Origin of the sequence: Blautia sp. HCP3S3_D9, assembly GCF_052063845.1 — a bacterium.
Classification (GTDB): domain Bacteria; phylum Bacillota; class Clostridia; order Lachnospirales; family Lachnospiraceae; genus Blautia_A.
In genome coordinates this window covers 1-13,722 of record NZ_JBQHWS010000099.1, presented here as the reverse complement: position 1 = coordinate 13,722, position 13,722 = coordinate 1, and the positions used below count along the sequence as shown (strand labels likewise).

Here is a 13,722-nt window from a genome sequence, read left to right as displayed (position 1 = left end):
ACCGAGATCTACACTAGGTAGGTCGTCGGCAGCGTCAGATGTGTATAAGAGACAGGGAAAGGATTGTGTACTGTATGTAAAAGAATATGTGAAGTCTATGAAAGATGCGGTAAAAGAAGCGTAAGTATAGAAAAAGGGACGCGCAGAAACATATTTGATTTCGTGTGCGGTTTCGGAGCCTAAGAACTTCTAAGCTGCTAAAAATATGCTAAAACCATAAGAAAAATGACCCAAACTCGCCGCCAGCGGCTCAGACAGTGGGTCATTTTTCTTATAACGCATATTTTTACCAGCAAAGAAGTTCTAAGACTCCTGCAAATGCACGCGAAATCAAATAGGTTTCTGCGCTGTTTTTTGGCAAATTATTAATTCGGAATGATTTTATAAAAAGGTTTTTAAAACTTGCAGAACCCCATTTTCCCAGTAAGGCGGACAGGTATCTTTGGCAGCAGCCTGAACTTCCGGGCGGGAGTTGGAAACTGTATAGCTAAAACCTGCTTCTCGAAGCATTTCAATATCATTAATATTATCACCGAAAGTACATGTCTCATCAGGCGCAATCCCAAGATATTCCTGCAGAAAAGCCAATGCAGAAGCTTTCCCTGAACCCTGCAGAGTAGCATCCATCCATTCTTTTCCAGCAGCAGCAAGCGTAATCTTATCCTTCCATGCAGGTGTAAACAGAGGCTTACACATTTCTTCACACGCATCCGGATGATAAACCGAGAACTTAATAACCTGCTGATCCTCAAGACTAAACGGATCCGGAACCTCACGGATATCATATCCATAAGAATCCCTCAGCCAATGAAACATTCTGCTTCCCCCATCTTCAGCAAAACAATAATCCGGTGTAGAAACAAAATAATCACACGCTGGCATACTATCCCTGACCATAGCACTCATCCCCTTCCAGAGCTCATCCGACATCATATCCACTTTCAGAACCTCTTTCGGCGTCCGCACAACAGTCCCTCCATCCGAAATATAAAGCAGCCTGTCCGCAATCGGCGCAAACAACTTCCTCTCACTCCGATACTGTCTCCCTGAACAGGCAACAAAAATAATCCTCTTATCAATTAACTTCCCAATCACATCCATATATTCCGGATCAATCACTAAAGTCCCATCTTTTACCAAAGTTCCATCTATATCAGAAGCAATCAATTTAATCATAATAAAAAATCCTCTCTATAACAAATAAAATCCATTCATTCAATAACACCTCCCATTCTACCATGCAAATCTATATCTTTCTACATAAAATTACAGCAAATCTATGACGTACTCATAGTAAGTCAACCAATCCAATAAGTCGCAAGGCAACTGTTTAAAGGAAATAAATTCACAACATTAGAGTTCCTATCCCGCGAAACCGCACCCAATACCAAAATATTTCATGTCGTCCCCAATTATTTTGTCCACCACTCCCCATTGACTTTTTTATTCTTTTTTCTTATATTATATAAATAGAAATCCGCATACCCTCTTTTGTATGCGTCCCCAAACTTTGAAAAAAAGGAGAACTGCTCGAAATGAACAAAAAAATGCTCTTTGTTTTCAACCCCAAAGCAGGCAAAGGCAAGATCAAAACCAACCTGCTTGATATTGTAGATATATTCAACAAAGGCGGCTACGAAGTCACCATCTATTCCACACAGAAACCAAGAGATGCCTACGAAAAAGCCAAAGAATACGAATCTAAAGTAGATCTCATCGTATGTAGCGGCGGTGACGGCACACTTGACGAAGTAGTCACCGGAGTCATGGAGAAAAAAAGCTCCATTCCGATCGGATACATTCCGGCAGGAAGTACCAACGACTTTGCAAACAGTCTCTTTATGCCGAAAAGCATGACAGAAGCAGCCTCCATGATCATGTCGGAGGAACTTTATCATTGCGACATTGGCAGATTCAATAACCAGAGCTTTACATATATAGCAGCTTTCGGTCTTTTCACAGATGTAGCCTACCAGACAGACCAGGATCTCAAGAACATTCTGGGACATGTTGCCTATCTCCTGGAAGGAGTCAAACGACTTTTCGATATCAAATCATACCGTATGAAAATTGAATCAGAAGAATTAACCGTAGAAGACGATTTCATCTTCGGAATGGTTACAAATTCCAGATCCGTAGGCGGATTCAAGAATCTCACAGGCAAGAATGTAGACATGAACGACGGACTCTTCGAAGTAACCATGATCACAAGACCGAAGAATCCACTGGAATTACAGGAAATCATGACAGCCATGCTTACAGCAGAGGACAATACAGATCTGATTCATTCCTTTAAATCAGCTAGAGTAACCCTCACATCAGAGGAAGCAGTATCCTGGACTCTGGACGGTGAATTCGGCGGCAGCCATACACAGGTAGAGATAGAGAACTGCCACGAAGCACTGAATCTGTATCTTAAAAGTACCAAGAATGAGGAAACCAAAACAATTGGCATTTCCCCGTTAATAAATAAAAAGGAGAAATAAAATGGGTGAGTATATCAATGTAGTAGAGACTTTTGGATGTGACGTGTTTAATGATTCCGTCATGCAGGCACGACTTCCGAAGAAGATCTACAAAGAATTGAAAAAAACCATAGAAGAGGGCAAAGAACTGTCTATGGAAATCGCAGATGTAGTAGCACACGAGATGAAAGAATGGGCCATTGAAAAAGGTGCCACACACTACAGCCACTGGTTCCAGCCTCTTACAGGCGTGACAGCAGAGAAACACGATGCCTTTATCACAGCTCCGATGGATAATGGCAAGGTTCTGATGTCCTTCTCCGGAAAAGAACTGATTAAAGGTGAACCGGATGCATCTTCTTTCCCGTCCGGTGGATTAAGAGCAACTTTTGAGGCAAGAGGATATACAGCGTGGGACTGCACATCACCGGCATTTGTACGCCATGATGCAGCAGGTGCAACTCTCTGCATCCCGACCGCATTCTGCTCCTACACAGGAGAAGCCCTTGACCAGAAAACACCGCTGCTTCGTTCTATGGAAGCGATCAACACCCAGGCACTCCGCCTGCTCAGACTTTTCGGCAACACAACTTCTAAGAAAGTAACTCCGTCCGTAGGAGCAGAGCAGGAATATTTTCTGGTAGACAAAGAGAAATGGCTTCAGAGAAAAGACCTGATCTATACAGGCAGAACACTTTTCGGTGCCATGCCTCCTAAAGGCCAGGAGATGGATGACCATTATTTCGGAACAATCCGCCAGAGAATTTCCGCATATATGAAAGAGGTAAATGAAGAATGCTGGAAACTGGGCGTACCTGCCAAGACACAGCATAATGAAGTTGCTCCTGCACAGCATGAACTTGCACCGATCTATGCACCGGTCAACATCGCAGCAGACCAGAACCAGATGATGATGCGTATCCTGAAGAAAGTAGCCAGCCGTCACGGAATGCGCTGCCTGCTTCATGAGAAACCATTTGCAGGTGTAAACGGTTCCGGTAAGCACAATAACTGGTCCCTTACCACAGATGACGGGATCAACCTTCTGGATCCGGGCAAAACACCGCATGACAATATCCAGTTCCTGCTGGTTCTTACCTGTATCCTCAAAGCAGTAGACGAGCATGCAGATATTCTCCGTGAATCAGCAGCAGATGTAGGAAATGACCAGAGACTTGGTGGTCATGAAGCACCTCCAGTTGTAATCTCCGTATTCCTTGGAGAACAGCTTGAGGATGTTCTTGAGCAGTTAGTCAACACAGGAACAGCAACACACAGCAAGAAAGGAAGCAAACTGGAAACAGGTGTTAAGACACTTCCTGATTTCATGAAAGACGCTACGGACCGTAACCGTACTTCACCGTTTGCTTTCACAGGAAATAAATTCGAGTTCCGTATGGTAGGTTCCAGAGATTCCATTTCCGGATGCAACGTAGTCCTGAATACCATTACAGCAGAAGCATTTAAGGAAGCATGCGACCGCCTGGAAAATGCACAGGACTTTGACCTGGCAGTACATGACCTGATCAAAGAATACGCAACAGAACATCAGAAGATCGTCTTCAACGGAAACGGCTATGCACCGGAATGGGAAGCAGAAGCAAAACGCCGTGGACTTCCGATCCTTCCTACTATGGTAGATGCTATTCCTGCACTTACCACAGAGAAATCTGTCAAACTGTTTGAAGCATTTGACGTATTCTCCAGAACAGAGCTGGAATCCCGTGCAGAGATCAAATATGAGATTTACTCCAAAGCAATCAACATCGAAGCAAAGACAATGATTGATATTGCAACTAAACAGATCATCCCTGCAGTTATCAGATATACAACTGTACTTGGCGAGTCCATCAACACAGTTAAGGCAGCAGGCGAGGGCCTGATCGATGTGAGTGTACAGCTTGACCTGCTCAAGAAGGCATCAAAACTTTTAAAGAGCACAAACAGCGCCATGAGCAAACTCAGTAAACTGGTTGAGAAGATTCCGGAACAGGCAGAGGGACAGGACAGAGCAGTATTCTGCAAAGAGAAAGTCGTACCTGCAATGGAAGCTTTACGTGAGCCTGTAGATGAACTGGAAATGATCGTAGATAAGGAAATGTGGCCAATGCCGTCTTATGGAGATCTTATATTCGAAGTATAATATTATTGTAAAAACGCAGACAGAAATGCTATAATAAAAAGGTCGTGAGTCTAAAAACAGATGGGCGGCCTTTTTCTAAAATACAAACTGGACTATAATAGTCACATAAAGAAGCAATCAGAAAGCGTATTATATGAATGTCTTTCTCTTATTTGCTTCTGATATCTGATAAGGAATAACATAACAAGAAGGAGAACTAAATGGAAGAACTGAAATTTCTGGAGGAACAGCAGGTATCCCCTGAACTGATAAAGAGAGTAGAAGAATTCCGTACTCAGTACGATGTAGCACCGGAGGTGACCGGCAGGATTGTGAAACCATCCATCCCATTTTACGGAAAGGACATTCTGGAAATGGCAATCGCCGGACTACTCAAAGGAGAAAACCTCTTACTTACCGGACCGAAAGCAACAGGAAAGAATATTCTTGCAGAAAATCTTGCATACATTTTCAACCGCCCTGCATATAATGTTTCTTTCCATGTGAATACAAACAGCGGCGATCTGATCGGAACAGACACTTTCGTGGACAACGAAGTAAAACTTCGCAAAGGAACTATCTATCAGTGTGCAGAATACGGCGGATTCGGAATCCTCGATGAGATCAACATGGCAAAGAACGACGCGGTCTCCGTTCTCCATGCAACTCTGGACTACCGTCGTTCCATTGATGTCCCAGGTTATGATAAAATTGACCTCCACTCTGCAGCTCGTTTTATCGGAACCATGAATTACGGATACGCAGGAACAAAAGAACTCAATGAAGCTCTGGTATCCAGATTTCTGGTCATCGATATGCCCGCCCAGACTGAAGAATCCCTGGAATTCATTTTCCACCAGATGTTCCCGAATGTAAAAGAAAACGCCAGAACACAATTCATCGGTGTATTTCTGGATCTGCAGCTCAAAGCCACAAACAGCGAAATATCCACCAAACCGCTGGACCTGCGAGGTCTCCTTGCTGCCATGAAAATCGTAGAGACAGGACTTTCACCGCGAAAAGCAGTTACCATGGGTGTGGTAAACAAGACTTTTGATATTTTCGAGAAAGAAATCGTGGAAGACGTAGTAAGAACCAGAATTCCGGCAGACTGGACAAGGGATGATGTATATGAAAGATGAGAAAATCGTAGAAATTGACGATTACCGCCTGGAACTGGAAAACAGAATCCGCAATCTCCTCTGGACCATCAGCGGAGATTACACATTAAATATGAAAGTAGACGTTCCCCTGTATCTCCGCTCAAAAGCAATTGCCCTGTATGACGGAATCAAGCAGGGAGCACTTGCAAAATATTATGATAAAGATCTGCTGGGCTTATATCTGGTAAAAAAAGTTTTCTGTCAGGCAGGCGAAGGAGAATTGACTGCAATTGCACAGCTTTGTGTGGAAGAAGCAATCGGAGATAAAATCTGTCTGGAGCGCCCGGGAGTCCGGGAAATGCAGAAACAGGCATTTGAAGATATCCTTGATCAGGAATTTGAACAGATGCCGGCATACGGAGATATTCTTGGCCGCCTGAAAATCGCCATCCTGCGTGACCACCTGCAGAATGGAAACCATCATGTAGAAGAGCGTCTGCGCAAAATCCGCGATATGGTTTACCAGTCCCGAACTGCCGCAGATACCATGGAACTGATCCGTATCATTGACAGCCTTTACAATACGATCATTGATCCGAACTTTGAGAAAGACCATGGCACGCTGGAACAGATCATGGCAGTCACCATGGAAGAACTTTCAGAATACGATTGGGAGGATTTTCTCACAGAAGATCTCTATGAAGAAGTACTGGAAAGTTACATTGAGCAGATGGCAAACCGTATCACAGACATGGAAGATACCTCTGTCACGGAAGAAATGGAAAAACAGCGCCAGACAAAACACAAAATTACGATTTTGACAGAAGAGGAACTGGAGAAAGCCTACACCTACGTGGAACTGAATTTCGGGAAAACTTACCTTACTCCTGCAGAAGAGAAGCGCATGAATTATCTGATGTGCCGGGAACTTCACAGAGACTGCAGCCTTTATTTTACAGAAGGAATTCTCAAAAATCCGGTCAAACGAAACTATCAGTACGAATACGCAGTGCGCCTGAAGAACAAGAACATCTGGCTTTACCATGACAAACACAGGATCGTGAAACAGAACATCGCATCGCTCACAGACCTTTTGCGAAAGACACTGGTGTTGAAAAGTGAGACACAGGAAGTACTTTCAGACAGAGGCACGATCATCCCATCCAGACTCTGGCGTGTGGGAAGAAGCAGTGAAGCAAATCTGTTCAAAAGAGAACTGAAATCAGATGCATCCGATTTTGTAGTTGATGTGCTGATCGATGCCAGCGGGTCTCAGATGTCCAGGCAGGGAGACGTGGCATTGCAGGCATATATCATCAGTGAGGCACTGAGCAATGTAAACCTGCCTCATCGTGTTATGAGTTTCTGTACATTCTGGGATTACACCATTCTTCACAGATTCCGTGAGTACGATGACCCACAGTCAGCGAATGAAAATATTTTCAATTATGTGACCTCTTCCAATAACAGAGACGGCCTTGCCATCAAAACTGCAGGATACGGTCTGCTCCAGAGACCGGAGGAGAAGAAAATCCTTATTGTATTAAGCGATGGGAAACCATACGATGTCATTGTAAACAGGCCACACGCAAAGAACCCGGAACCTTATATGGGAAAATATGCAGTCAATGACACTGCAACGGAAGTACGTCATCTGCGAAACCTGGGAGTCAGTGTCCTGGGTGTTTTTGCAGGAGAAGAAAAGGACCTTTCGACGGAAAAAAAGATATTTGGAAAGGACTTTGCATATATTCGTGATATTTCGAACTTTTCTAGAATTGTCGGACGATATCTGATCAAACAGTTGGATTCTGATGAATAAACAGACAAAATAACGCAAAAAAGTGATGTTAGAAAACACTAACAAGGTAGAAATTTATCAAATCATCACGTCAATACGGTAAAGTGTGCAAAAATCCATTATTTTCACCTTGCCTTTTTGTATATATTTCGCTATAATGTGATATGTTTATAAATTAATACAAAAGGGAGAGGAAATCATGAACGAAAACAAAGAGTTCAAACCGTACATCCCGGCAGACAAAATCACACCGGAATTTACGGTGACATCCATTGTTATGGGTATCATCCTTGCAGTCATCTTCGGTGCAGCCAACGCTTACCTTGGCCTGCGTGTTGGTATGACTGTATCTGCTTCCATTCCGGCAGCAGTTATCTCCATGGGCGTAATCCGCAAGATCATGAAGAAGAACTCCATTCTGGAGAGCAACATGGTCCAGACGATCGGTTCAGCCGGTGAATCACTGGCAGCCGGTGCAATTTTCACAATGCCAGCTCTGTTCCTCTGGGCAGAAGAAGGACTTTGTGAAATGCCAAGCCTTGTGGAAATCACATTAATCGCACTTTGCGGTGGTATTCTTGGTGTACTTTTTATGGTGCCACTTCGTAATGCCCTGATCGTAAAAGAGCATGCAACACTTCTCTATCCGGAAGGAACTGCCTGCGCAGATGTACTTCTTGCAGGTGAAGAAGGCGGCTCAAACGCAGCTACCGTATTTTCCGGTATGGGAATCGCAGCAGCATTCAAATTTATTGTTGATGGATTAAAAGTAATCCCGGCAGACGTTGCTGTAGCATTTAAAGGACTCAAAGGTGAAATCGGTATGGAAGGTTATCCTGCACTTCTCGGTGTTGGATATATCGTAGGACCGAAGATCGCTTCTTATATGTTTGTTGGTTCTTTAATCGGATGGATGGCGCTGATTCCAATGATCTGCCTGTTCGGTGCTGATACAGTTATGTATCCTGGAACAGAGACAATTGCAACTCTCTATGCAAACGGCGGAGCAGCAGCTATCTGGAGTACTTATGTAAAATATATCGGAGCAGGAGCCATCGCAACAGGTGGTATCATTTCCCTGATCAAATCCCTGCCTCTGATCATTACAACTTTCCGTGACTCTATGAAGAGTATGAAAGGTGGTAAGAATACAAGCACAGCAAGAACTGCACAGGATCTTCCAATGAACTTTATCCTGATCGGTATCGTTGCTATGATCGCAATCATCTGGCTGGTTCCGGCTATCCCGGTAAGCCCGATCGGTGCTCTGATCATTGTAGTATTCGGTTTCTTCTTTGCAACTGTATCTTCCCGTATGGTAGGTCTGATCGGATCTTCCAATAACCCGGTATCCGGTATGGCCATTGCGACTCTTCTGATCGCAACAATGGTTATCAAAGCATCTGGTAAAACTGGTATCGACGGAATGAAAGCTGCAATTGCTATTGGTTCTGTAATCTGTATCATCGCAGCTATCTCCGGTGATACTTCTCAGGACTTAAAGACAGGTTATATCCTTGGTGCAACACCTAAGAAACAGCAGATCGGTGAGCTCATCGGTGTTGTTGCCTCCGGTCTTGCTATCGGTGGTGTTCTTTATCTTCTGAACTCTGCATGGGGATACGGCAGCGCAGAAGTACCTGCTCCGCAGGCTACTCTGATGAAGATGATCGTAGAAGGTATCATGGGTGGTAAACTTCCATGGACACTGGTATTTATCGGTGTATTCCTTGCACTTGGTCTGGAAATCTTAAGAATTCCGGTTATGCCATTTGCTATCGGTCTTTACCTTCCAATCTACCTCAACGCTACTATCATGATCGGTGGTGTTGTTCGTATGTTCGTTGACGGCAGAAAGAATGTTGACGCTAAGACAAAAGAAGAACAGGCAACAGACGGTACACTTTATTGTGCTGGTATGATCGCCGGTGAAGGTCTTGTAGGTATCTTACTTGCAATTCTTGCAGTTGTAAACGTAAGCGGTGTATTCGACCTTTCCGGAAGCATTAACCTTGGAAACGCCGGTGGCGTGATCCTTATGGCAGCTATGATCCTGTTACTTCTGAAATTCAGTATCTGGAAAAAGAAAAAAGCCTGATTTAAGCAGGGATAAAAATATCTGAAATGAGTAAAAAGAAAAAAGAATCACAGATCAATTATCTGGATCTCATTCCTGAACGTTCCTCACAGCTGAAATGGCACACGGACATCAGGGGGAGAATGGTGCTGGAAGTAGAGAATAAGGGTGCATTTAATACGATCGCCCAGAAGCTGTTCAACAAACCCAGATATACAAAGATACATCTGGACGAGAACGGTACATTCATCTGGCCGCTGATAGATGGTAAGAAAACAGTGACAGATATTGCAGCACTGGTAAAAGAGGAATTCGGAGAGAAAGCAGAGCCTTTATATCCGAGAATCGTAAAATACTTTCAGATAATGGAGAGTTATCATTTTATAAATTTTATCAATAAGCCTGAGAAATAAGGTAAGAATAAGAGCGGGAGCAGTCCTATGTGGATTGCTGCCGTTCTTGTAATTTACGGGAAAATAATTACGGCACAGTGATAAAGTGGTATCTTATTTAACCAAATCCACTGCGAAGTGGTTAGTTAGTGTAGAGCTGCGTAGCAAAACGGATGATTTTATTCACTTAAATTACGGCTTGCTGATTGTGCAGCTTCATGATTTACTTTGATCAGAATACCGACAAGTGTCTGATCATACAGTGGCAGATATACTATAATCCACTGATCCCTGAGAATATAAAAGATGCAGGAGGAGAAAGATGAAATTAGCAAATGGAAAAAAATCAAAACTGCTCGAATACCTGATGATCATCGTAGGAACCGGACTGATGTCCCTGGCGATCAATTCTGTATTCGATGCATCCGGAATGGTAACCGGAGGATTTTCCGGCGTAGCAATTATTATCAAAGCATGGACAAAAGGAATCATCGATGGCGGAATCCCTCTCTGGGTAACGAACCTGGGACTCAATATCCCGCTGTTTCTGATCGGGTGGAAAATCCATGGTTTTTCTTTTGTAAAGAAAGCATTGGTAGGAGAAATTTCTCTCTCTGCATGGCTTGCACTTCAGCCGGTGTGGAACCTTGCCGGTGATGACCTGCTTCTTGCGGCACTCTACGGTGGCGTGATCCAGGGAGTCGGCATAGGTCTTGTTTTCCTTGGAGGAGGAACAACCGGAGGAACGGATATGATGGCAGCCATCATTCAGAAATTCCTTAAACATTATTCCATTGCACAGATCATGCAGATCATAGATGCAGGCGTTGTGCTTGTTGGTATGTACGTATTCGGAATCCACAAAGCACTCTATGCGATCATTGCCGTATATCTGGTAACAAAAGTGTCCGACGGACTGATCGAAGGTCTGAAATTCTCCAAAGCCGCCTATATCATAACATCTAGGCCCAAAGAAATTTCCGACATGATCATCAACGACCTGGATCGAGGTGTCACCGGCATCAGCGCAAAAGGAATGTACTCCGGACAGGATAAACTGATGCTCTTCTGCGTAGTAAACAAAAAAGAAATCGTAATGCTCAAAGAAAAAGTAGACGAAATCGACCCGTCAGCATTCGTGATCGTTACGGATGCAAGAGAAGTACATGGGGAAGGCTTTATTGAGAAAAAGTAAAAATATAGAGTTTGGATACTTTAACTGAAATATAAACAGTCTCTGCCGGATTATAAAGCGATATATTTGAAACAGAAAGTTGTTATCAGGTTGTATAGAGTGAACACTCACAAAAAAATATACAAAAAATTGTAAGTTTTTTTCTCTTTCCTCTTTTATTTTTGGTAAATATGTATTAAAATACAATACAGGTATAAGTTTTTATGGTTAAAACGGAAACAAACGTTGCTATTCATTACGTATTTAATAATGAGACCAAAATTCATTTCAAAACTGCCTGAGGCAATGAAATTCTGAATAGTAGAGTGTGAATGGCAGTACGAACAAATACTATAGATGAGAAGGGATTGAAATTGGATGATATCGAATCAGGTGCTTCAGAATACTCTTGAAGGGTTAAAAGAAATTTCCAGAACAGAATTTTGTGTCCTTGACACAGAAGGCAAAGTACTCGCAAGTACATTTGCAGATTTTTCCATCGCAACGCCAGACGTACAGGCTTTTGTAGAATCACAGGCCGACAGCCAGCTGGTAAAGGGCTTCCAGTATTTTAAAGTTTGTGATGATTATCAGCTTGAATATATTCTGGTTGCTCACGGTGACGATGAAGATACTTATATGGTCGGCAAGCTCGCAGCTTTTCAGATCCAGAATCTGATCGTAGCATACAAAGAACGCTTTGACAAAGACAGCTTCATTAAGAACTTGCTTCTTGACAACCTGCTTCTTGTTGACATTTATAACCGTGCGAAGAAACTGCATATTGAAGCAGACGTGCGTCGTGTAGTAATGATCCTCGAGATGCCTCAGGAGAAAGATCACAGCTCCATGGAGAGTGTGAAGAGTCTCTTCGGCGGCAAAAGCAAAGACTTCATCACAGCAGTAGATGAGAAGAGCATCATTGTAGTCAAGGAACTTGACGATGGCGAGAACTATCCGGAGATGGATCAGCTTGCACACACAATCCTCGACACACTTGGAATGGGCAATGATGGCAAGACACATATGGCATATGGTACGATCGTAAACGAACTCAAAGAAGTATCCCGTTCCTACAAAGAAGCCCGTATGGCACTCGACGTAGGCAAGATCTTCTTTGGAGATAAAGAGGTTATCGCATACAGTTCTCTGGGAATCGGACGACTGATCTATCAGCTACCAATCCCGCTCTGTAAGATGTTCATCAAAGAAATCTTCGGTGGCAAATCCCCGGATGATTTCGACGAAGAAACATTAGTGACCATCGACAAATTCTTCGAAAACAGCCTGAATGTCTCCGAGACATCCAGACAACTCTACATCCACAGAAACACTCTTGTCTACCGCCTCGATAAACTCCAGAAGAGCACAGGATTAGACCTTCGCGTATTTGAAGACGCCATTACATTCAAGATTGCGCTTATGGTAGTACGCTATATGAAGTATATGGAAACACTGGAGTACTAATGCCGTATTTTAGCGGAAAATCGGCATTTTGAATAACTAAAAATAGCTATTTGTCAACCATTTGTCTACCGTTTTTTGAGCGGTAGACAATTTTTATTTAATGGCAGCCTCAAAAAGAGCAACTGCCTGGTCCTGCATTTTATCGGTATTTGTGATGTAACGTTCAATAGTTGTCTTGATATTTTTATGACCAAGACGCTCCATGATAGTCTTTATAGGGACTCCATTCTCTGCAAGAATAGTTCCGTGTGTATGCCGGATACAGTGAGGATGAAAGTCATCATATCCAAGTTTCTTTTTAATTATTCTGGTACAGTATTTCATGTGGTTTGGCGTTAACATTTCTCCGTTCTCTTTTGTGAGGGGCCATACTTCAGAATATCCATCAGGTACTTCCTGATCCGCTTGCAGCCAGTGCAGATGATTCTCCAGATCCACATAAGTCTTTGTATAATATTCCCCATATCGAATCCGATTCATTTCCACAACACTGATTTCAGATTTCAATAAGGATTCCAAAGTAGATCCTATTTTTAGTGTGCGTATAGAGTCATACTTTGGATTCTTATAAATCCATTCGCCGTTCAGATTCTGTTGCATTTGCCGGTTGATTGATATAGTATGCCTGTCAAAATCAATATCATGCTTTAGATCAAGTCCAAAGCATTCACCAATACGCATGCCGGTATGGTAGCAGATCATAAGTGGCAGGTAGTAGTAACTGCCATTAAAGTGATCCGCAATATCGTTCCATTCCTTAAGACTGCAGATATGCTCCGTGTGCTGCTTTTTCTTTTGCGAAACAGGAACAGAAGGCAGTCTGGTAAAAGTACAGGGATTAGTTTTAAGATACTGGCAGGGATAGATGGCATATTTTAATGCTCCGGATAGGATTCCACGATAATTGGCAATGCTCTGTTCAGAGAGATGCTTCTCAGTTTTTAAACTGTCAATCCATTGCTGGATGGCAGCAGGAGTAAGAGAAGCCAGCTTATAATTACCCAGGACAGGTTTTATTGCTAACTTCCCATTTTTTTCCTACTCACACCCTGTTATTAGCTAAAACAAAAGGTTTTAAAGTTTTTTGCTAAGTAAACATACCTACTCATTTATCCACCAAC

11 protein-coding genes and 1 pseudogene are annotated in these 13,722 nt (G+C 42.9%); 9 read left to right on the top strand and 3 right to left on the bottom strand.

Going from position 1 to position 13,722, the window contains the following annotated elements; genetic code table 11:
* Positions 1-381 precede the first annotated feature (381 nt).
* Positions 382-1,176, bottom strand: a complete 795-nt coding sequence (locus tag ACTNES_RS15465; RefSeq protein ID WP_291811194.1) for a Cof-type HAD-IIB family hydrolase — start codon at positions 1,174-1,176, stop codon at positions 382-384.
* 359 nt (positions 1,177-1,535) lie between these two features.
* Between ACTNES_RS15465 and ACTNES_RS15460 the strand changes: the two genes are divergently transcribed.
* From ACTNES_RS15460 to ACTNES_RS15425, 8 genes are all read left to right on the top strand, one after another.
* On the top strand, positions 1,536-2,486 hold the full coding sequence (locus tag ACTNES_RS15460; protein ID WP_291811191.1) for a diacylglycerol/lipid kinase family protein: 951 nt from the start codon (positions 1,536-1,538) through the stop codon (positions 2,484-2,486).
* A 1-nt stretch (position 2,487) separates the two neighbouring features.
* Positions 2,488-4,608: a glutamine synthetase III family protein gene (locus ACTNES_RS15455; RefSeq protein WP_291815921.1), complete on the top strand. Its 2,121-nt coding sequence runs from the start codon at positions 2,488-2,490 to the stop codon at positions 4,606-4,608.
* A 200-nt stretch (positions 4,609-4,808) separates the two neighbouring features.
* The gene (locus tag ACTNES_RS15450; protein ID WP_291811185.1) at positions 4,809-5,729 is read left to right on the top strand and encodes an AAA family ATPase; all 921 of its coding nucleotides are present in this window, start codon (positions 4,809-4,811) and stop codon (positions 5,727-5,729) included.
* Positions 5,719-7,512: a cobaltochelatase CobT-related protein gene (locus ACTNES_RS15445; RefSeq protein ID WP_291815924.1), complete on the top strand. Its 1,794-nt coding sequence runs from the start codon at positions 5,719-5,721 to the stop codon at positions 7,510-7,512. The genes ACTNES_RS15450 and ACTNES_RS15445 overlap by 11 nt, the downstream gene beginning before the upstream one ends.
* Positions 7,513-7,690: 178 nt before the next feature.
* Positions 7,691-9,589: an OPT family oligopeptide transporter gene (locus ACTNES_RS15440; protein WP_291815927.1), complete on the top strand. Its 1,899-nt coding sequence runs from the start codon at positions 7,691-7,693 to the stop codon at positions 9,587-9,589.
* Between the two features lie 26 nt (positions 9,590-9,615).
* Entirely contained in the window at positions 9,616-9,981 is a 366-nt protein-coding gene (locus ACTNES_RS15435; RefSeq protein ID WP_291809710.1) for a PqqD family protein, read from the top strand.
* Between the two features lie 301 nt (positions 9,982-10,282).
* Complete coding sequence (locus ACTNES_RS15430) at positions 10,283-11,155, top strand: YitT family protein (RefSeq protein ID WP_216460587.1); 873 nt, start codon at positions 10,283-10,285, stop codon at positions 11,153-11,155.
* Between the two features lie 357 nt (positions 11,156-11,512).
* Positions 11,513-12,601, top strand: coding sequence for a PucR family transcriptional regulator (locus ACTNES_RS15425; RefSeq protein WP_216460588.1), 1,089 nt, complete (start codon positions 11,513-11,515; stop codon positions 12,599-12,601).
* 93 nt (positions 12,602-12,694) lie between these two features.
* Here ACTNES_RS15425 and ACTNES_RS15420 read toward each other — a convergent pair whose 3' ends face one another.
* Positions 12,695-13,282 carry a site-specific integrase gene (locus ACTNES_RS15420; protein WP_291815934.1) on the bottom strand — a complete coding sequence of 196 codons (588 nt, stop codon included), beginning with the start codon at positions 13,280-13,282 and terminating at the stop codon, positions 12,695-12,697.
* Positions 13,283-13,288: 6 nt separating this feature from the next.
* On the opposite strand from ACTNES_RS15420, the gene ACTNES_RS15415 reads away from it, so the two are divergent.
* A complete protein-coding gene (locus tag ACTNES_RS15415; RefSeq protein WP_291815936.1) occupies positions 13,289-13,480 on the top strand; it encodes a hypothetical protein in 192 nt (63 codons plus the stop codon).
* 75 nt (positions 13,481-13,555) lie between these two features.
* On the opposite strand, the pseudogene ACTNES_RS15410 reads toward ACTNES_RS15415, so the two are convergent.
* Positions 13,556-13,618: pseudogene (locus ACTNES_RS15410) on the bottom strand (hypothetical protein); the annotation flags it as partial.
* Positions 13,619-13,722 lie beyond the last annotated feature (104 nt).